The sequence below is a fragment of the Coriobacteriia bacterium genome (assembly GCA_016649875.1).
GTDB lineage: Bacteria > Actinomycetota > Coriobacteriia > WRKU01 > JAENWW01 > JAENWW01.
The window spans coordinates 55,986-78,038 of sequence record JAENWW010000009.1; the positions used below are offsets into that span (position 1 = coordinate 55,986).

Annotated in this window: 14 protein-coding genes; all 14 read right to left on the reverse strand. The window is 53.6% G+C overall.

Features of this window, described 5'->3' with window-relative positions; translation table 11 throughout:
* Positions 1 to 11 precede the first annotated feature (11 nt).
* Positions 12 to 560 carry a potassium-transporting ATPase subunit C gene (locus tag JJE36_04835; GenBank protein ID MBK5211621.1) on the reverse strand — a complete coding sequence of 183 codons (549 nt, stop codon included), beginning with the start codon at positions 558 to 560 and terminating at the stop codon, positions 12 to 14.
* Positions 561 to 572: 12 nt separating this feature from the next.
* Entirely contained in the window at positions 573 to 2,678 is a 2,106-nt protein-coding gene (gene kdpB, locus JJE36_04840) for a potassium-transporting ATPase subunit KdpB (protein ID MBK5211622.1), read from the reverse strand.
* A 5-nt stretch (positions 2,679 to 2,683) separates the two neighbouring features.
* Complete coding sequence (gene kdpA, locus JJE36_04845; protein ID MBK5211623.1) at positions 2,684 to 4,408, reverse strand: potassium-transporting ATPase subunit KdpA; 1,725 nt, start codon at positions 4,406 to 4,408, stop codon at positions 2,684 to 2,686.
* Positions 4,409 to 4,642: 234 nt separating this feature from the next.
* Complete coding sequence (locus JJE36_04850) at positions 4,643 to 9,322, reverse strand: DNA-directed RNA polymerase subunit beta' (GenBank protein ID MBK5211624.1); 4,680 nt, start codon at positions 9,320 to 9,322, stop codon at positions 4,643 to 4,645.
* 3 nt (positions 9,323 to 9,325) lie between these two features.
* Positions 9,326 to 12,922 (reverse strand): DNA-directed RNA polymerase subunit beta, encoded by a 3,597-nt coding sequence (locus JJE36_04855; GenBank protein ID MBK5211625.1) that lies wholly within the window; start codon positions 12,920 to 12,922, stop codon positions 9,326 to 9,328.
* An 88-nt stretch (positions 12,923 to 13,010) separates the two neighbouring features.
* Complete coding sequence (rsmA, locus tag JJE36_04860) at positions 13,011 to 13,877, reverse strand: 16S rRNA (adenine(1518)-N(6)/adenine(1519)-N(6))-dimethyltransferase RsmA (GenBank protein ID MBK5211626.1); 867 nt, start codon at positions 13,875 to 13,877, stop codon at positions 13,011 to 13,013.
* A 5-nt stretch (positions 13,878 to 13,882) separates the two neighbouring features.
* A complete protein-coding gene (locus tag JJE36_04865; GenBank protein ID MBK5211627.1) occupies positions 13,883 to 14,533 on the reverse strand; it encodes a flavodoxin family protein in 651 nt (216 codons plus the stop codon).
* Between the two features lies 1 nt (position 14,534).
* Positions 14,535 to 15,413, reverse strand: a complete 879-nt coding sequence (locus JJE36_04870) for a TatD family hydrolase (protein MBK5211628.1) — start codon at positions 15,411 to 15,413, stop codon at positions 14,535 to 14,537.
* Between the two features lie 58 nt (positions 15,414 to 15,471).
* Positions 15,472 to 17,025, reverse strand: coding sequence for a methionine--tRNA ligase (metG, locus tag JJE36_04875; protein MBK5211629.1), 1,554 nt, complete (start codon positions 17,023 to 17,025; stop codon positions 15,472 to 15,474).
* A 134-nt stretch (positions 17,026 to 17,159) separates the two neighbouring features.
* The gene (rsmI, locus tag JJE36_04880; protein ID MBK5211630.1) at positions 17,160 to 18,014 is read right to left on the reverse strand and encodes a 16S rRNA (cytidine(1402)-2'-O)-methyltransferase; all 855 of its coding nucleotides are present in this window, start codon (positions 18,012 to 18,014) and stop codon (positions 17,160 to 17,162) included.
* Positions 18,011 to 19,099, reverse strand: a complete 1,089-nt coding sequence (locus tag JJE36_04885) for a DUF362 domain-containing protein (protein ID MBK5211631.1) — start codon at positions 19,097 to 19,099, stop codon at positions 18,011 to 18,013. Before JJE36_04885 ends, rsmI begins: the two co-directional genes overlap by 4 nt.
* A gap of 674 nt (positions 19,100 to 19,773) precedes the next feature.
* A complete protein-coding gene (locus tag JJE36_04890) occupies positions 19,774 to 20,751 on the reverse strand; it encodes an ROK family protein (protein MBK5211632.1) in 978 nt (325 codons plus the stop codon).
* Positions 20,752 to 20,895: 144 nt separating this feature from the next.
* Complete coding sequence (locus JJE36_04895; GenBank protein MBK5211633.1) at positions 20,896 to 21,654, reverse strand: hypothetical protein; 759 nt, start codon at positions 21,652 to 21,654, stop codon at positions 20,896 to 20,898.
* Between the two features lie 202 nt (positions 21,655 to 21,856).
* Positions 21,857 to 22,053, reverse strand: a 197-nt coding sequence (locus JJE36_04900) for a transposase (GenBank protein ID MBK5211634.1), incomplete at its 5' end; no start/stop codon positions are given.

Below are 22,053 nucleotides of genomic sequence, written 5' to 3' on the forward strand. Positions count from 1 at the left end.
ATCGCCTTTCGTTACAGTTTGTCGAGGCTTATGTTCACCTCTAACACATTTACAATCTTGGGGCCGATAAGAGGCGTTGTGGTCGCCTCATCGATGAATTTCTTGACCATTGCATATGATATATTGCGATGTCTTGCAATTCTACTCGCCTGATAATAAGCGGCCTCGACGGATATATCCGGGTCCACTCCGCTGCCGCTAACCGTTACCAGGTCTTGCGGAACGGCTTTCTTGTTCTGCGGGTCAATACTCTTGAAATAAGCGACACGCTGCGCCACCGATTCCTTTTGTTCGCCGCCGAACACCGAAAGGTTCGAGGCGGAACCTCCGACCGAAGGTCTACTGATCAAATACTTCGGGTCGGTCGTGCTTTGTCCTATGAGACGACTCCCGACGACCTTGCCCTGTTTATTATATAGTACCTGACCTTGAGCCTTCTGCTTGAAAAAAACACGGCCCACGCAGGTCAAGGCGAGAGGATAGACAAGTCCGCAGACCAACGTCACCACTACCAAGAGCACCGCTGCCGGACGCCAAGCTTTAGAAAATACACGAAACATGAATACGCTCCCTTATGCGACACCGAGCAAAACAAGCACGACGTCGATAGCTTTGATGGCGATGAACGGTGCAACGACCCCGCCTAATCCGTAAATCAGCGCGTTACGTCGCAGTAATTTACCTGCGGGCAGTTCTTTGTACGCAACTCCCTTGAGCGCAAGCGGAATGAGAATCAAAATGATCACCGCATTATAGATGATTGCGGATAAGATTGCGGAGGTGGGTGTGGCCAGGTGCATGATATTGAGCACTCCGAGTTTGGGATAAATGGAAAGAAAGAGTATCGGAATGATGGCGAAATATTTCGCGATATCATTGGCGACGCTGAAAGTGGTCAGTGCTCCGCGCGTCATCAGAAGTTGCTTGCCAATGCGCACGATTTCAATGAGTTTCGTCGGGCTTGAATCGAGATCGACCATATTGCCCGCTTCTTTGGCAGCTTGTGTTCCCGTATTCATCGCAACGGCGACGTCTGCTTGCGCAAGCGCGGGAGCGTCGTTGGTACCGTCTCCAGTCATCGCCACCAAGTGGCCTTCCTTCTGATAGCGAGCTATCAGATCCAACTTCATTTGCGGCTGGGCTTCTGCGAGAAAATCGTCGACACCCGCCTCGGCGGCAATCGCAGCGGCGGTCAAAGGGTTGTCCCCAGTAATCATAATCGTCTTGATACCCATCTTGCGAAGGTCGGCGAACTTTGCTTTCACTCCATCCTTGAGAATATCTTTGAGATAGATGGCCCCGAGCACCTTCGCTCCCTTGACCACCGTCAGAGGAGTGCCTCCCGCCTTTGCAATCTCATCGATTATCGATTGCGTTTCCGACGGGTAGACGGCGCCCATATTTTCGACATAACGCTTGACGGCATCTCCGGCGCCTTTGCGAACGGCGATACGTTCTTCCTTGCCGTCATCGCCGATTTCCGTATAATCGACGCCGCTCATACGGGTCGCGGCGGAAAATTCGATGAACTCCGGGCTCAGCGCGCTTAAGTCGCGACCGCGGATGTTGTGTTTCTCTTTCGCGAGTACGACAATCGAGCGCCCCTCGGGTGTTTCGTCCGCCAACGAGGATAGCTGCGCCGCATCTGCGAGTTCTTCGTGCGTCACTCCCGGCAAGGGAAAGAACTCCGCCGCCTGACGATTTCCGAGTGTGATGGTGCCCGTCTTATCGAGCAACAATACGTCGACATCGCCCGCAGCTTCGATTGCACGTCCGCTCATGGCGAGTACATTCGCCTGATTGAGCCGGCTCATTCCCGCAATTCCGATGGAACTGAGCAGCGCTCCGATAGTTGTGGGAGCGAGACAAACGAGAAGCGCGATAAGCGTCGTGAGCGACAAGACCTGCCCGTGGTTGTTGAGCATCGCCGAAAAGCGTGTGAGGGGATAGAGCGTCACGGTCACCATGAGGAAAATGGCGGTGAGCGCGATAAGCAATATCTCCAGAGCGATTTCATTCGGCGTCTTTTTACGAGATGCGCCTTCGACCATGGCGATCATTTTGTCCAAAAATGACTCTCCGGCAGTGGCGGTGATGCGTATCACAAGCCGGTCGGATATCAGGGATGTCCCTCCGGTAACCGCACTTCTATCTCCGCCCGACTCACGAATCACCGGTGCCGACTCCCCGGTTATCGCACTTTCATCGACCGATGCCGCACCGACTATGACTTCTCCGTCCATAGGTATTTGTTCGAGCGCATGGACGATGACGATATCTCCGCGGATCAACTCGTTGCTGAGCACATCTTGTATCTCAAGTTCTTCGGGCACAATTTCTTTAAGTCCGCTCACATCGGTGAGAATTTTGTGTGCGACCACATCCTTACGCGCACTTTTCAGACTATCGGCCTGGGCACGACCGCGCCCCTCCGCGATTGCTTCGGCGAAGTTTGCGAACAGAGACGTAAACCATAAAATAATTGCAATGGCGAGCGTATAACCCCTGCTCGTATCGTAAAAACCGAAAAAGCTCACGATATAGAGCACCAAGGTGGCGATGGCCCCGAGATATACGACGAACATAACCGGATTTTTGAGTTGCGAACGAAAGCCGAGCTTTACAAAAGACTGCTTGAGCGCATCACGCGCAATATCTGAATCGATTATCTTAGCCATTATCACTACCTACCGATCACATGAGCTGTGTTGAAAAAGTCAGCGAGAGGTCCCAGCGACAAAGCAGGCAAGAAACTGAGTACGCCGATGAGGACGACTACGATGAGCAGCAGGATGACAAACGTGGTATTCGTGGTTGAAAGCGTTCCCGCAGAACTCGCAACAAGCGATTTTCGCGCCAACGAACCCGAGAAATAGATGACGGCGATAAGCGGAACGAACCGCGCAAGAAGCATCGAGAGCGACCCGGCAAGCGTGACGAACGTCGAATCGACTTTCATGCCCGCAAACGAGCTCCCGTTATTCGCGCCCATCGAGGTGAACGTATAAAGCAGTTCACTGAACCCGTGCGCTCCGGGATTTCCCAACCAACCCTGGGCGCTCGGGAGCAAGGTCGCCACGGCTGTGGTCCCCAAAATGAGGAACGAAGGAACCAAGATGACCAGGCAGACCATCTTCATCTCGAAGGGCTCGATCTTCTTACCGAGAAATTCCGGCGTTCGCCCTACCATAAGTCCTGCGATGAAGACCGCTAAAATACAAAACGCCAGCAGCCCGTAAAGACCGGAACCGACACCGCCGAATACAACTTCGCCGGTTTGCATGAGAGCTAACAACACGAATCCGCTCACCGGAGTGAAGCTGTCGAGCGTTGAATTGACCGAGCCATTGCTTGCCGCCGTGGTCGCTCCCGCCCAAAGCGCGGATGTAGTGACGCCGTTGCGTAGCTCCTTGCCCTCCAGGTTGCCGGAAACCGTCGAGCTCATGCTCACACCTTTGTAATGGGGATTGAGTTTATACTCCGAATAAGCAATCCCGAAAGTCGCAACGGAGAAGAGAATAAGCATGACGACATAGAGCGTCCACCCTTGTTTTTTGTTGCCGACCCCTCTTCCGAAAGCAAAACAGAGCGCAGCCGGGATCAGAAGGAGGGCGAACAGTTCGAGAATATTTGAAAAGAATGTCGAGTTTTCGAGAGGATATGCCGAGTTTGCAGCATAAAAACCTCCGCCGTTCGTACCCAGCTGTTTGATCGCTTCTTGACTCGCGACCGGCCCCAGAGAAATGACGGAACGAATGCCGGAAGCCAGCTCCGTATAATGAAGCGACGGCGTGAGTGTCTGAACAACGCCCGCGGCGATGAGAGCGACTCCCAAAACGATGCTCAATGGCAAAAGTATATAGAGAATCGATCGCGTCACGTCGACGAAAAAGTTACCGACGGTGTTGGATTTCGTACGCGAAAATCCACGGGTGATTACGCAGAAAACGGCGATTCCGACCGCGGCGCTCAAGAAGTTTTGCACCGTCAATCCGAGCATTGACACGAAGAAAGAAAGGTTATGGGTCACTGCCATCGTTTGCCAGTTCGTGTTCGTCACAAAACTTACAGCGGTGTTGATGGCAATGCGCCAATCCGGAGCGGCGAGATGAGTCGGATTGAGCCCGATATATTTTTGCAGCATCTGCATGGCGAAAAGAAGCACCAGCGAAAGAACGGAAACGGCCAAAACCGACATGGTGTATCTTCGGGGAGTCTGTTCAGACGTGGCACCTTCCCCGAGGAGTCGGTAAAACCCCTTCTCGATGCGTGCCAACCAACGGACTTTGATTTCGCCCCCGAATAAGATATGCGCACAATACCTGCCCACATAGACCGCCGATATCGTCAATACAATCAAGAAAACCGCATCGAAGAACAAGGCCGAAACCAAAGTATCAAGTTGCATTTCCTTTTTGCCTCACTCTGAAAGATTGCCCTCTGAGAACCCTTGACTATTCACAACAACTATCTCACGGAACAACTATCGTACTCCTGGACTTGTTCACGCGCAAATATTACGCGGCGTGACTCATAGAAGAGGACGCCCTCCTTTAAAAGAGAGCGTCCTCTTGTTTCAGTTTCATTTCGATATCGAATGGATTCGGTATCGAAAGCCACAACGACCCGGCTGGTCGATACGCTAAAGCTTCAAGCCGATGCCCTTTTCGGCAAGTCCGGCTTGGACTTCTGCAACAGCCTTCGCTCCGATGCCGGATAGCGCAAGAAGTTCGGACTCGCTCTTGTTCAAGACATCTCCGATGGTCGTCACACCCGCCTCGGCGAATTTGTCAATCCAACGCTTTGCGATACCGAGGTCGCCGATACTCGAAATCTCGAGCTCCTCGCTTGCACGATCGTTTGACGCAAGCTCTTCGACGGAAACGGCTTGTCTGGTTCCTCCGAGCAAAAAGTCCGTCTCGCCCAAAACACCTTCGGCTCTTTCGAGAAGACTCTTCAGTTCATCGAAGTCACCTTCGTCGACGATGAAATCACCGGCTGCCTGTGCAGGCTTGACGACAGACCCGTCACCGCCAATTAAAGCATTGGGGTCGAATGTCTGGGATATATACTTCTCAACGTCTTCGGCTTCCAAGCCCTCGCTGCTCTGGGTCCACTCATCGAGGAACTGCGGCTCCCACTCTCCGCTCGAGGGAATCTGCGACTGAATGCTTTTCAACTCGCCGCGGATGGTATCGGGGGCGACATCCGTACTGGTATCGGCTTCCGACACGGTCGTTCCCTTATAGGAAATATCCACATTGCGATAACGCTTCATACCGGTTCCGGCAGGAATGAGTTTACCGATAATGACGTTTTCTTTCAGACCGACCAAGTTGTCCTCGCGTGCCTCGATGGCAGCTTGGGCGAGAACGGTGGTGGTCCACATGAACGAAGCCAGTGAAAGGAACGATTCCGTACCGAGTGAACGCGACGATGCGCGAACGATCTGGAGAGGACCGATCAAGGTCTCATTCGCATCGGCCGGTTTCTCGCCTTTGGCGATGGTTTTTTCGTTGACGCCCAAATAGAACAGACGGTCGACATATGAATCCACCAAAAAGTCGGTATCTCCAGCATCGGCGATCTTAACCTTAGAAAGCATGCGACTTGCGATGATTTCGAAGTGCTTATCGTTGAGTTCGACACCCTGTCCGCGATATACTCCCTGCAACTCATGGATGATCCAACGAAGCATTTTTTCTCGTCCGATTATTTCGAGGAGTTCCGGACCGTACTGACGTCCGCGTGTGAGAGCTGCGCCGGCCTTGACCTTGTCGCCTTCGTTGACGACGGTGTGCACTTCTGCGCCGATCGGGTCGGAATGCCATTCATGCTTTTTCTTGTTGGTCACGACGATGACGCGCTTCTCGCTTTCGGTTCTAAACGAAACCGTACCCTCCTGCGGTGTGAGAATCGCAAACTCACGGTTCGCACGCGGCGATTCGAGGATTTCGTTGACCAGCGGAAGACCGTCGGTGATGTCTGATCCGGCGACGCCGCCCGTGTGGAACGTACGCATCGTGAGCTGAGTACCCGGCTCACCGATCGACTGTGCGGCGATGACGCCGACGGCCGTACCGATATCGACGGGTCTGCTTGTCGATAAATCCCATCCGTAGCACTTCTGACAGATGCTGCGACCGCCTTTGCAGGTCAGCGCCGTGCGGAGTTCGACTTCTTTGAATCCGGCCGCCTCGAGCTCGGAGAGTTTCTCGAAGTCGTTGATGTACACGCCGGCACCGAGAATCAAGTTGCCTTTTTTATCGGTTATGTCTTTTGCGACGGTTCGGCCGATGAGGTTGTTATCCAACTTGTTCTCGAAGTCGCGAATCGAAGTCGGAATGCCTTCGGTTGTCCCGCAATCTTCGTTTGTCACGATCTCATCGTGAACGAAGTCGAGGAAACGACGCGTCGTGTATCCACCGGTCTCAGTTCCCAACGCCGTATCGGCGAGACCCTTACGGGCGCCGTGGGTCGAGATGAAGTACTCGAGAACGGTAAGACCTTCGCGGAAGTTCGTTTTAATCGGGCGGTCGATGGTATCTCCCTTAGGAGACTGCATCAAACCACGCATACCGGCAAGCTGACGAATCTGCTTGAGGTTACCGCGGGCGCCGGATTCGGCCATTTGGAAAATGGGGTTACTGTTATCGAACTCTTTGACCATTTCCTCACCGACCTCATCGGTGGCGCGGTTCCAAACGTCGATCGTCTTCTCGTGACGCTCCTGTTCGGTCATCAGGCCCATGGTGTACTGGCCCTTGATGGCATCGGCTTCTTTTTCATACTTCTCGATAATCGCACCCTTGTTTTTGGGAACCTTCGCATCGTAGAGCGAAACGGTGACACCTGCGAGGGTCGCATAGTGGAAACCGAGGTTCTTGAGGTTATCGAGATAAATGCCCATATCGGTCGTCGAATAAATATTCGCAAGTTCTTCGACGATTGCCGCGATGGTGTTCTTAGTCAAACGATAGTTGATGAAGGCGAAATCTTCCGGGAGTGCCTTGTTGAACAAAATACGCCCGGGTGTCGTCGGAAAGCGCGTTCCCTTCTCAACGGATACGCGGTCATTTTCGTTCGGCGAATTACGAACGATCATATCCTTTTCGCTCCGCACCTCGATGGGAGCCCTGAGATTGAGGTCTGCCTTGTTATCGTAGGCGAGCACCGCTTCAGTCGGGCTGAAGAATACGCGGCGAGGTTGATCTCCCTCGAGTTCGCCGGTGAGGTAGTACAGACCCAATACCATGTCCTGGGAAGGCACCGCGAGCGGACGACCATTCGAAGGAGACTTGATGTTGTTCGTCGAAAGCATCAAAATGCGAGCTTCCGCCTGCGCCTCGGTTGAGAGAGGCACGTGAACGGCCATCTGGTCACCGTCGAAGTCGGCGTTAAACGCAGCGCAAACCAGAGGATGCAGGCGAATCGCTTTTCCTTCGACGAGAATCGGCTCGAACGCTTGAATACCGAGACGGTGCAAGGTCGGTGCGCGGTTGAGCAACACCGGATGCTCGGCGGTTACCTTTTCGAGAACGTCCCAAACGATTGCGCGCTGACGATCGACTATCTTCTTGGCAGCTTTGATGTTTGCCGCGCCGTCGCGACCGTCGGTGTCGTTGTAACGATCGACGAGAGCTTTCATGACAAACGGCTTGAACAACTCGAGAGCCATGTACTTAGGCAGACCGCACTGGTGGAGCTTAAGCTCAGGCCCACCGACGATAACCGAACGACCCGAGTAGTCGACACGCTTACCGAGCAAGTTCTGACGGAAACGTCCTTGCTTGCCGTTGAGCGTGTGCGAAAGTGACTTGAGCGGTCGGCCTGAAGGACCTTTGACGGTGCGACGATCATCGCGACGGTTGTCGAACAACTTATCGACGGCCTCTTGAAGCATGCGCTTCTCGTTGTTGATGATAATCTCAGGCGCTCCGAGTTCGAAGAGCTTCTTGAGTCGGTTGTTACGGTTGATAACGCGGCGATACAAGTCGTTGAGATCGCTTGTCGCAAAACGTCCGCCGTCGAGCTGCACCATCGGGCGAAGCTCGGGAGGCATGACGGGAATAACATCGAGCACCATCCACTCGGGCTTGATATCCGATTTCGCGAACGCATCGACGACACTGAGTTGCTTGACGAGTTTGCTGACCGTGGCCTTCGGCGCTTTGCCGTCGCGGTTCTCATGGAGTTCACTGAGGCGAGCGCGAAGATCGGACCGCATTTTTTGAAGATCTATGTTGGCAAGCAATGTTCTGATGTGCTCGGCGCCCATGCCTCCGGTGAAGTATCCGGCGTCGCGAACCTTACCCGCATCGGAAACCTGCGGACCGTAAAGGCGATACATTTCACGATAAATGATTTCATCATCGAAAATCTGACGCACTACCAACTTGGTGAACTCTTCGAAGGCACGCTGGCGAACCTCGCTGCGCTCCTCATACTCTTCTTCGATATCTTGGAGGTCGCTCTCAGCGGCTTTGACGATTTTTTCGACACGCACGCGTGGCTCGAGATCGAGGAACTCACCGTATTCGTTGGTATGCTCGACCAAATCAATTTCGCCGCTGCGAATCTTACTCAAGATTTCGGCGGCCTCCGGATAGCGTGCGGAAAGTCCATGCGTAGCGATAAATGCGTTGAGTTTATCAATCGCACCTTCTCCGCCCTTTTCGACCGCTTTGCGAACGCTTTTCAACGTTCTGCTATCGCCGGACTTGACCAATATCTCGCAAATATCGACATCATCGAGGCTTGCTACCGCATTGGCGATGCCGTTGTTACGCGCCTCTTTGACGTTGACCGCCTCGTAGTCGCGCTCGCGGACGAACTCTTGAAGGCCCTCATCGAGCTCCGTACGCAACATCGCATAGTCTTCTTCACGGCGTTCTTCGTCGACACTCGTGACGATAGGGCTGATGAAGTAGAGGACCTTTTCGAGATCGCGGAACTTAATGTCGAGCAATGTGCTCATGTGCTTGGCTACACCTTGCGCATACCACACATGCGCCACGGGAGATGCGAGTTCGATATGACCCATGCGCTCACGACGAACATTGGCCTTCGTGACTTCAACGCCACAGTTCTCGCACTTGATGCCCTTGAATCGGACACGACGGTACTTACCGCAGGCGCACTCCCAGTCTTTGGTCGGGCCGAATATTTTTTCGCAGAAGAGACCGTCTTTATCGGGTTTCTGCGTACGATAGTTGATTGTTTCTGCTTTTTTAACTTCACCAAAGGACCACGCGCGCATCTGCTCAGGGCTTGCGAGCGTAATCTTTAAGCGGTCAAAACTGCTTACATCGACATCTGGCACGTTTTATTCCTCCTCGTCGATTGCGTCTGAAATATCGGTATCCTCTTTGAGCACGACGTCATTGAGGTCGAATGCATCGGCTTTATCTGTGCTGATGAGGGCATCGAAGTCCATGTCGATGTTATCCGCATCCATGAGTTTTTTGGTCACTTCATCTTCCAAATCGGAAACGACGGTTTTCGCTGAAACTTCTTCGCGCACGGTCGGGCGCTCGACTCGAGATTGCATGAGGTTGATATGGCTGCCGTCTTCTGTGTACGCGTCCATCTTCAAGCACAACGAGCCGAGTTCACGAACCAACACGTTGAAGGACTCGGGCATTCCCGGCTCGGGGATGTTCTCACCTTTGACGATTGCCTCGTAAGCTTTGATACGGCCCTTGAGGTCGTCTGACTTGACCGTGAGCATCTCGCGAAGCAAATAGGCGGCGCCGTATGCATAGAGAGCCCAGACTTCCATTTCACCGAAACGCTGTCCACCGAACTGTGCTTTACCGCCGAGAGGCTGCTGTGTGACGAGTGAGTACGGTCCCGTTGAACGAGCGTGGATCTTGTCGTCCACCAAGTGGTGGAGCTTCAAGATGTAAATCTCGCCGACGGTTACCGGCTCGTCGAAGGGTTCTCCCGTGCGCCCGCTGATCAGTTCGATTTTTCCTTGACGCGAAATCTTCGGTACGAACTGGGTCATGACCTGATCGCCGAAGCGCTCATGGGCTTTGAGCTCGAGGTTTTTGTTCGTCAAATCGAAGATGTTTGAAATCTCATCTTCTTTCGCACCGTCGAATACCGGAGTCGATACGTGCAATCCACCGGGGACGGAGTGCGTCGCCTTAGGATCGTCGCTCCAGCCGAATCCGGCCGAGTAACCGAGGTGGGTTTCGAGAAGTTGTCCGACGTTCATTCGGCTCGGAACGCCCATCGGGTTCAAGATGATGTCGACCGGAGTACCGTCCACCAAGAAAGGCATATCCTCAATCGACAGAATCTTGGAGATGACACCCTTGTTTCCGTGACGGCCGGCCAACTTGTCGCCGACTTGAATCTTACGTTTTTGAGCGATAAACACACGCACGAGTTCATTGACGCCGCGCTTGAGCTCGACCCCATCCTCGTTGCCGTGAATATGTTGAACATCGATGACACGACCGCTGATTCCATGGGGAACGCGCAACGATGAATCACGAACGGGATCGACTTTGGTGCCGAAGATTTGCTCGAGAAGCCGTTGCTCGGCGGTCGCTGACGAAGAACCGCCCTTAGGGGTGACCTTACCGACGAGAATATCGCCGGGGCCGACCTCGGTACCGATACGAATGATACCGGTCTCATCGAGATTGGCGAGCATATCCTCACTCGTGTTGGGAATTTCACGCGTGATTTCTTCTGCACGAGGAGTGGTGTCGCGGTCGGCGCGAACCTTGGTGTCGCGAGCCTCGATTTCATATTCCTTGATGTGAATCGAAGTCAAGAGATCATCGCGCACGCAGCGCTCCGACAAGATGATCGCGTCTTCGTAGTTATAGCCTTCCCACGGCATGAATGCCACGAGGAGGTTTTGTCCGAGGGCCAGTTCCGCACTCTCCGTCGAAGGACCATCCGCTATCGGATCGCCTTCCTCGACGATTTGGCCTTCGACGACTATCGGGCGGTGGTTGATGCAGGTACTCTGGTTCGAACGACGGAACTTAGGCATCGTATACGTATCAATCGTGCCATCCGCAGTGCGAATATTGACAACTTCCGCGTCGACTTCTTCGACGACACCGGCGTGCTTGGCGATAAACACTTCGCCCGAGTCGACGGCGATATTGCCTTCGAGTCCGGTACCGACGAGCGGTGCGGCCGGCTTCATCAAAGGAACGGCCTGACGCTGCATGTTCGCGCCCATCAAAGCACGGTTTGCGTCGTCGTGCTCGAGGAACGGGATGAGAGCGGTAACGGCTGAAACCATCTGACGAGGTGAAACGTCCATGTAGTCGACATCCTCGGGAGCACGCTCGTCCGGCTCGCCGAACTCACCGTCGGGGCCTGCGCCTTTCACTCGACAAAGAATACGCTCGTTCCCGAACTTACCGGTCTTTTTATCGAACGGCTCGCTCGCCTGGGCGATGACGTGCTTTTCTTCCTTGTCGGCAGTCAGGTAGTGGATCTCATCGGTGACTTTACCGTTCTTGACGACACGATAAGGGGTCTCGATGAAACCATACTTGTTGACTTGCGCATATGTTGCAAGAGAACCGATGAGGCCGATGTTCATTCCTTCAGGAGTTTCAATCGGACAGATGCGTCCGTAGTGGCTCGGATGCACGTCTCGAACTTCGATCTTCGCTTCACGAGCAGAACGGATACCGCCCGGTCCGATTGCAGACAGGCGACGCTTGTGCGCGATGCCGGCGACGGGGTTGGTTTGATCCATGAACTGTGAAAGCTGAGATGAGCCGAAAAACTCTTTGATAGACGCACTGATCGGGCGAATATTGATGAGGTTCTCAGGTGAGATCTCTTCGGGGTTAAGCGTTGCGAGACGGTCCGAAACCGTACGACGCATACGAGAAATACCGATGCGGAAACGATTTTGGATGAGCTCGCCTGCGGTGCTCACGCGACGGTTGCCGAGATGGTCGACATCGTCGATCGAATGCCCCGGCTTACCGTCACCGAGCGCGATGAGATAGCGCAAGGTCGAAAGGATATCCTGTGGAGTCAAAGACGTCGTCATTTCATCGGGGAGATCGGTCTTGTACTCTTCTGAGATATCAGAAAACTTCTTGTTGATTTGGTAACGGCCGACACGTGCCAAGTCATAACGACTCTCCGAATAGTAGAGACTCGTAATCCATGACAATGCGGTGTCGACGCTCGGCAAATCGCCCGGTCGCAAGTGCTTGTAAAGCTCGATGAGAGCTTCGTCGCGGGTTTCGGTGTGATCCTTTACGAGAGTGCTCTTGATGGCCTCGGAATCGTTGAACAAAGCGAGAATCTCTTTGTCGGTCTCCGCCAGCCCCATGGCACGGATGAACATCGTGACCGGAACCTTACGGCTGCGGTTCGCATTGACCAAAATCGCGCCCGTTTTGTCGAACTCGAATGCCAAAGGCGCACCGCGATGCGGTTTGAGCTCGGCGGTGAAGTACTCATCCTTGTTGCGGCGCTCCTCGACGGAGAAATACACACCCGGTGAACGTTGCAAAAGTGAAACGATGACACGTTCCGACCCGTTGATGACAAAGGTCGCACGCTCCGTCATGACGGGAAAATCGCCCATGTAGATGAGATTCTTTCTGAGTTCCTCACCCGTCTCTCGGTTGATAACCGAAACGTTGGTGAGCAAAGACCTTTGGTAGGTCAAACCTTTTTCTTTGCATTCGTCTACCGTATGCTTAGCGGGGCTGAAAACATAGTCACCGAAAATGACATGAAAACGCTCGTCACGGTCTGAAATCGGCGATGCGTCGGCCAAGACCTCTGCGAGGCCTTCTTCCATAAACCATTTAAATGAATCGAGTTGAATTGCAATGAGATTTGGTACCGGTAGGATTTCTGGGTTTTTCGCAAAGGTACGACGGTTGCGCACATTCCCAATCTGTGTGGGGGAACCAATGACTCGTGGCACTAGGGGATTCCTCCTTCGAAAATCGATAATCGACTAATTCAGCAGTATTATATTCTAGTCAAATGAGCTCTGTAAGTCAACAAAATATTTTCGTCAAGTCTTGAATTTTTTGTGCCAACGTGATAAAAGCATTCGCTTCAAGCATTTCAGCTCTGCTCTGAGGATCTATCCCCGCAGCTAGAAAAGCTTTTTCGAGTGTCTCGGTCGATATTTCAAGCGTTGCTTTCAGCGAGTTACGAATGGTTTTTCGACGTTGGGCAAACGCACAGTCGATGATTCTTGCAACTTTTTTGTACTCTTCGACGTTTGCGACGAGCGATCTTTTTTCAAGACGAATCACCGTGGACTCGACACGCGGCGGAGGCAAAAACGAATTTCTCGACACCGCGAAATTGCCGACGGCATGCGCAAGCAAATTGAGTTTTACGGTATATGCGCCGTAGCTTTTCGATCCGGGATGTGCGGCCATGCGTTGCGCAACTTCGGCCTGAACCATCACCGTCGCTGATTGAAGGGAAGGCAGCGTTTCGAAAAAACGCAGAACGACCGTAGCGGCGACTTGGTAAGGCAGATTTGCGACAAGCGCGGTCGGCTCGCCAAATGCCGCGCCGAGTTCGGCCGACGTCACCTTTACCGCGTCACCCACTACCAGCACGAAATTGTCACGTGCACCGAATGTCTCTTCGAGCAACGCGGGCAGGGCCGGGTCGAATTCCACGGCAACGATATGTGCCTCGGTATCAAGCAAAGCGCATGTGAGCGTTCCGATCCCGGGTCCGACCTCCACGATGACATCTTCGGCTCGAATCGCCGCCAGCGACAATATATGCCCGATTACATTATCATCGATGAGAAAGTGCTGTCCGAGATTCTTCTTCGTGTACAGTCCCGTTTTTTTCAAGACTTCGATCGTCGCCTTCGGCGAAGCATATGGTGAATACATGCGAATCAGCCTCGCCCGACCCGGTGGGATGCGACCTCGAGAAGTGCTTCGAACTCGGCACGTGCGTCGAGCAACGCTTCCTCATGTTCGGGCGCATAAAGTTCATGGGCTTTATCGACTCCCTGCACAATCACCGGCTTTTGCAAGGTCGCCTCGGCCATATTCGATGCACTGCGAACGGTAATCTCCGCCGCTCGATATCCGAACGGGTCTCCCCCTCCACCGAGCAACACGAGTGAAGCCGGCTTGCGACCGTACTTATAAATAGGTTGCGCGCCGAGCAGACGCCTCGAATAAAATGCCTGAAAACGATCGATTACCGCCTTGAGAGGCGCAGGGACCCCGCCGAAATAAATCGGACTTATCCAGCAAAGTGCGGCCGCTTCGTCAAACGCGTGATACAGCGGTCGCATCGTATCGTCGATGACGCACACACCGGTTTTGTTGCAACCGTCACAGGCGCGACACCCTTCGATTCCTTTGAATGAAATGAACGAGAAATTATCTTTTGAAAGCTCGAATGCATCCAACGGTGCGGCGAATGTGACCGAGAAGCCGGAGTCGGAAGCCTTATCGATGAATTCGCGCGCCAACAGGGAGCTGTTCCCGGAGGAACGCACGCTTCCCGAAATAATGAGAACGGATTGTTTTCCCATCTTATGCACATCCGAACAATTTGCACGCATTCGCGTAGGTGATTTCGGCACACTCCCGGTTCGTGATGCCGAGACAATCAGCGAGCACCTCGGCGGTAAACACCGTCAGAGCCGGCTCATTGTTCGGTCCGCGGCACGGTTCGGGAGCCATGAAAGGACTGTCAGTTTCAGTCAACAGCCGATTGCTCGGCACGAGAGAAGCACTCGCACGTACGCCTTCAGACTTTTTGAAGGTGAGCGGACCGCCATAAGCGATGTAGCAACCCAAATCCAAAAAAGGCTTCAGAGCCTCAGGGCCGAGATTGAAACAGTGGAGCACGCATCCGGCTTTCGGCAAACCGGTCTCGCGCAAAACTTCGAGCGCCTGCGCATGCGCATCACGAATATGTAAGATTGCGACCGTATCGAGTTCTTCGGCGAGTAACATCTGGTCTTTGAAAGCCGTTACCTGCACATCGCGCGGGGAAAGATCGTAATAGTAATCGAGACCTATTTCGCCCAAGCCCGCTATACGATTTTTTCGAAAGAAATCGACAAGTTGTGCTCGAACCTCCGGTGTATAGTCTGAAGCGTTGTGGGGGTGAGACCCGATGGCGAGCTCGACATGGGGGACTTGTACAGCGGACAGGCCCTCCTCATCGAGAAGTAAGCGGGCGGAGTCAATCCACCCGGGCAACGAGGCAAGCGTCTGCGCAGGACTTTCATGCACCGAAATCATGTTGACAATAAGCCCTACCCCAGCGATGCCGGCGCGAGCCAATGCGCGAGCGGGGTCCTTTGCCATATCGAGATGCGCGTGCGTATCGGCGATGAGAACTCCCTCGAAATCAGGGAGCTCGATCCGCTTTTTCTTTGCATTTATGAAATCTGCAAGTGCCATGTCTTCTTCTCTGCCCGTCTCGAAAGTCTCCGCCTTTTGCTTCTTATAGCCGCTGAGATTATTCCTCGATTATGCGAGGGAAAAGTGGCTCTCCTTTTTCCACGGCGTTTCCTGCAGGCAGCAAACCCCATGAGCTACAACTTTCGATATCGTCTACCGACGAAATATCTCCGAGCCCCATGCGTTTCCAGACCTGCGCCGAAGTCGCAGGCATCACCGGCGCCGTGTACAGCGCCGCTATGCGAACCGCCTCCAAGGCGTTGTAAATCACCGCTTTGAGCCGAGGGAGATGGGCCTCGTCTTTTGCCAAAGCCCACGGTGCGCTCATTTCGATATAGCGGTTCGTGGCCTTGATGAGCTCCCATGTCTCTTCGAGTGCCCCCGCATAGTCGAGCTTATCCATGCGGGCCTCATACTTCTCAAAGAGCGTCGCGGCGATACCTTTGAGCTCGACGCCTTCGTTCTCATCGGCGCAATCACTCGCATCGGGAACGAGGCCGGAGAAATACTTTCCCACCATGTTGAAAAGACGACTGCAGAGGTTGCCCCAGTCGTTGGCGAGGTCACCGTTGTATCTCTGGACCATCGACTCGAGCGAAATCGAACCGTCTTGCCCGAAAGAGACATCGCGCATGAAATAGTAACGATAGCCGTCGACGCCGAACCGTTCCACCAAACTCGCCGGTGTCTGTGCATTGCCTTTGGATTTGGACATCTTCTCACCTTTGGTGAGGAGGAAACCGTGCGCGAATACTCGCTCCGGCAACTCGATTCCGGCCGCCATGAGCATGGCGGGCCAAATCACGCAGTGGAAACGAATGATGTCTTTTCCGATGAAGTGTATCTGTGCAGGCCACCGATAGGCGAATGTCTCCTCGCGGCCTTCTTGCCCGTACCCGACGGCGGAAAGGTAGTTGATGAGCGCATCGAACCAAACATACATCGTGTGCGTCTTATCCCAGGGCAACTCGATGCCCCATTTCACGTTCGAACGTGAAATGGAAAGGTCGTTGAGCCCCCCTTTGACGAAAGAGAGCACCTCATTCAGGCGAGAATCGGGTCCGATGAAATCGGGGTGTTCCTCGTAATATTTCAGGAGCCTCTCTTGATAGGAGGCGAGTCTGAAAAAGTAATTCTCCTCTTCCACGAATTTCAATTCACGCCCGCAGCCCGGGCAGATATGCGTTTCATCGATGTCCGACGCATTCCAATAGGTCTCATCGGGAACGCAATACCAGCCCTCATAGGTGCCTTTGTAAATATCCCCGGATTCATATAACTTCGTCGCCAAAGCCTGAACGGTCGCCTCATGAAAAGCATCGGTCGTGCGCATGAACATATCGTTTGAAATGTTGAGCAACGACCACACTTCTTGAAATTTGACGGCCAGCGAGTCGCACCATTCCTTCGGTGTCGTGCCGTGCGCGGTGGCCGCCTCCTCGACTTTCTGTCCATGTTCATCGATCCCGGTCAGAAACAAAACGTCGTCGCCGCACATACGACGAAAACGTGCCAGCGTATCGGCAGCTACCGTAGTGTAAGCAGTTCCCAAGTGAGGAATCGAGTTAACATAATAAATGGGCGTGGACAAGTAATATGAATTTTTTGGCATAAGTGAAAAATCTCCGGAGTTTTGGGTAAGATTTCTAAGTGGATGTCTCGCTGAGAGACATAGTCTTATTCCAGTATACGACAGGCAGAACTTGAGTTCTAGAGAGAAGAGGACATCCTTTTGCAGGATAGCCCCTAAAGTTCCAGCGCGATTTTGTAGACTTCATTGCGCGCCAAACCCGTTTCAAGGACAACTTGCTTTATCGCACTCGAACGCGTTTGCCCACGTGCGATTTTTTCTCTCAATAATTCCGCAATCGCTTCGTCGGCGAGCGCACCTCGTTCACGCTCTTGCGGCGGCGGATTCCCGATCACCAGCACGATTTCTCCTTTGATTTTTTCCCGAGAAGCCATCTCGCGGGCAAGCTCGGGCAAAGGAAGCCGAATCACTTCTTCATGTATTTTCGTGAGTTCACGTGCGACGGCACCGATACGAAGAGGAAAGAGCTCCGCCAACAGATTCAACGTCGCAACTACACGGTGCGGCGATTCGAAGAAAACCAGTGCCGCATCCAACGAGGCCACGTCGGCAAACGCCCTGCGCCTATCCCCGATTTTTCGCGGAACGAACCCTCCGAAGTAAAAACCGCTCGCCACTATGCCGCTTGAACTCAACGCGACGAGAACCGCGCTCGCCCCCGGGATACTGACGACATCGAATTCGGCGTCTTTGACCGCGGCGACGAGATTGAGACCCGGGTCCGACACGCAAGGGGTGCCGGCATCCGATACGAGAGCGACGCTTGAGCCCCCCTCGAGAAGGGAAAGGACATGCGGGATTTTTTGCACGGAAGTGTTTTCGTCGAACCGTTCGATTCCGGTTGAAATCTCGAAGTACGAACAAAGCTTACGCGTCACTCGCGTGTCCTCGGCAAGCAAAATATCGGCTTGCGCGAGCGTCTGAATAGCCCGCGGCGAGATATCGCCGAGATTGCCGATCGGTGTGGCGACGATATACAATGTCGAGGGTTCGAGCGACACGACATTCATCCGATCTTTTTTATCGAATAGTTACGCGTGCCCATTCCGAGAGATTCCGCATACGCGATGGCGACTTGTCCGTCGATTTCATGAATCGCATGGAACTTGTCGACACCGGCCGAAAGCCCTTCACCGACACTGCCGACACTGCCGACCGCTTCGGTGACCATATCGTAGGACGCTTGCTCGATAGCCACGATATCTCGGCTCGCCAATATCCCGATGTCGGGAACAATCGATGCATCGCTGAATGACCAGCAATCGCATTCCGGGGATATATCGGTCAAGAAATTCAGGTAAATCATCTTGTTGCCTTTTTCGGTGAACAACCCGTAAGCATGCTCGACGATTCTCTCCTGAAATGCATTCTTGTCGCTACCCCACTCGACGTTGACGGCACCGTGCGAACACGCCGCGACACATTCGCCGCAACCGATACACGCCTCAGAATCGATAATCGCCTTATCCTCGTGGTTCGGACCGATACCGATGCACGCGACCGGGCACCACTGGACGCACCGCCCGCAACGTGTGCACTTTTCAGCCACCACATTCGGCTTCACGACCGAATGCATACGCTGTTTTGCCGCTCGAGTTCCCAACCCCATCCCGACATTTTTTATCGCACCGCCGAATCCCGCTTCCCCGTGTCCTTTCACATGGCTTATGACAACCATGGCATCGGCATGAACCGATGCGGAGCCGAGACGAACGGTCTCGAAATGTTTACCGCCTTGAATGGGGATATCGATGCCGTCGCGGCCGTCAATACCGTCGGAGATGATAATGGGGGCCTCGACGGTCGAGTAGGAAAACCCGTTATGGATCGCACACTCGATATGGTCTATGGCATTATCACGCTGACCGGAATACAGCGTGTTCGCATCCGTCAAGAATGGCTTTCCTCCCGCCTCCTTGACGAGGCGAACCACTTCACGCACATAAATCGGACTCACAAAGGCAGTGTTTCCTTTTTCACCGAAATGAACCTTGATGGCGACTTTGTCGCCCTCGGCGATAACGTCTCCGAGCCCGGCACGGACAAGCGCCGATCCCGCACGCTCGGTCAACGACCTTTTGCGTTCGGTGCGCATCGGCACAAAATACACATCTTCGGATTGCACCGCATTGCTTTCCCGAGATTCGTCGGACTCCGTTGCAGCGGCCGAGGACTCCTCGACCGTCGGCACGACGACCGGATATTCTTCCGCCGTCGCCGACTCCAGATACTCCTCATAGGAAAAAAGCGGTGCATCCGGTTCCGGGTACACCTTCCATGCCGAAACCGGCTCGATGTTCTGAGAAAAACCGGGGGCATCGAACTGTCGGTCTGCAGGTTCGATGTCCAAATCGGGTTCGGCGAACTCCGAAACGATGGGTCCGCTTTCGGTGGCGACATCTTCTTTCGGCTCGTCAGCGGGACCGATGGAATCTCCGTACGGCTCAACCGTCACCTTTTTGTCTCGGCTGCGTCGCGTGCCGTCGAGCACATGCTCGGCAACCTCGAGCGTAAGAGGAATGCCGCGACGCATGGCATACGCGGATACGTTTATAAGGGCTCCCTTGAGAGCTTGAGGGACGCTGTATTTATGCGCCATGAAGTCGATGACCTCATCGGGAATCTCTATTCCCTCACGGGCGGCTTTATCTCGAAGAACGATTACCCGTTCTTCCAAATTATCGAGTCCGCTATCGGCCATAATTCCGCGCTCCTTCTTTTCGGGCTCATACTTACATCAAAAACCAAAACTAGTATACAAGAATGCTTCTAGAGATGAAAACCTTCGCGAGATTCGTATTCCTCGAAAGCCAGTGCTCCGGCGCCGAGAACGCCCGCATCCCGGCCGAGTGTCGCTTGGACGACACGGACATCTTTACGCCCGGCAAGCGCCTGCGTGTCGACTACGCGTCCGGCAGCGGCCACCAGCTCATCGGCCGACTCGCCGATGGAGCCCCCGATACAAATCGCCTTGGGATTGAAGATATTGACGAAACCGACAAGCGCTTGTCCCAAAATCACACCGAGCTCCGTGAGGATACCGAGAGAAACTTCATCGCCTGCCGCCGCAGCTTGAATGAGAGAACGCGCGTCTACCGCACTCATTTGATTACCGGCGGCGGCATAAATCGCTCTCCCGTTCGGTTTTTTAGCAGCTTCACGTGCGCGCTCGGTAATCGCCGGTGTTCCAAGATATGATTCGAGGTGCCCTTTCCCTCCGCACGGACAAGCAGGACCGTCTATGTCAATGACCACGTGTCCAAGCTCGCCGGCCAAACCTCGCGAGCCACGGTAGGGCTGTCCGTTGAGCCACAGGCCGCCGCCGACGCCCGTACCCAGCGTAATCATCAACAGGTCCGACATTTTCCGACCCACGCCATACCGACACTCGCCCAATGCGGCAAGCTGTCCGTCATTATCAATGGTGACGGGAAGGCGAAACGATGCCTCGACCAAAGACCTGACATCCACTCCCGTCAGGGGTAAGTTCGTACAAAATTCAATCTCTTGACGGGCAAAATCGACCTGCGCCGGGAGACCGATACCGATACCGGCGACCTCACTCGTGGATACATGTTTCGAGACTTCTTTGCCCACGTGGATAATTGCATCGACTATGCCGAACGGACCCTTTTCTTTCGGGGTGAGCACGGCCGTGTCGTGTACGACCCGTCCTTTCGCATCGATGAGACCTGCAGAGATTTTCGTTCCCCCGACATCGATACCGATAGCATACGTCGCAATCATCAGTTGTCCTAACTATTAAAAAATCTATTAAAAAATCGAGGGTGTCTTAAAGTAAGACACCCTCGATTATACTACCGTCAACGGACGTATCAAAACCTGTAATCCGCCCGCGCGCTTACCGTTTGCAACCCGGCATGAGAAATCCTACTTTCTAGATTTCGAACCGCCGGATTTCTTTTGAGAAGGTGCCTCACTGCCCATGCGCCTCGAGAGCAAAACCACCACCAGCGCGATAAATGCAAGAGCCAGTACAACGATGATCACCGTCAGTGCCGTGTTCGATTTCTTCGCACCGGTTTGGGAGGTGGCAGCCGCAGCCGATGTTTTATAAACGATCTGAGCTGTTACATCCTTACCGGCTTTCACGTCGTTTTGAGGAATACCGTACATCTCTCCCAACTTACCGGCACCGAGATCAGATGCTCCGGAAGTCTTGAGAATGGTGGCTGTTTTGGGTATCTCCGTACCGAGAACCACCTGTGTGGCATCGATAGCCGGACGATACTGAATGGACGCCACGACATTCGTAGTGTCCATATTCGCGGTATCCACTTCCGCCGTACCTTCGATTTGCAACGTTTTCGACTTCGTAAGCGTAGCTTCGTATGTCGTCCACGTCGAACCGTCCTTGATTTTTGTCGTCGTAACGGTGGGGTCGTCGGTCGTGGCTCCGCCGAGAACCTCTCCGGTCCATCCGGGTATTATGCCGGTCGGATAATTGAAGCGAACATTTGCCGGAAGCTTGGTGTCGTCGGCAAGGACGACTGTCAAAATCAGCGTCGAATCAGCGCCCGAACCGACATAAGCATACGTGATGCTTTTTGCCTTCGTCACCTCTGCGGCCGCCATTGCAGAACCCACCGACAATGCGAAAATCACGCACGCCAGAAGAATTGTTACCATGATATTTGCTTTTAAAGTTCTTGTACGCATACCATCCGCCTCTACCGAATTCCACGGACACTTTTGTGCCCTCGGAGTTTAGATTACCGCACAAATCGTCGTCTCCAACAAATTTGCATACTATTTGCAGGAATATCATTTCGGGGAATCCATAAGATTTTGACATCCTCCCCGCCCTAAACGACGGGGATTCCTACGGCGTTCAGGCGTAAGCTTGAATCGCTTCGGCGGGTTCCTGATTCATCGAGAAGTCTAACAGCACTATCTCTCCACAGGCTAACACGGCATATCCTGCCGCTAAGATGTTACATGCTGCATTTACGTCTGCATTGGCTTCATGGCCGCAAGCGGTGCATTTGAATCCGGCTTGGCTTGTCCGGTTTTCAGCTGCTATGTGGC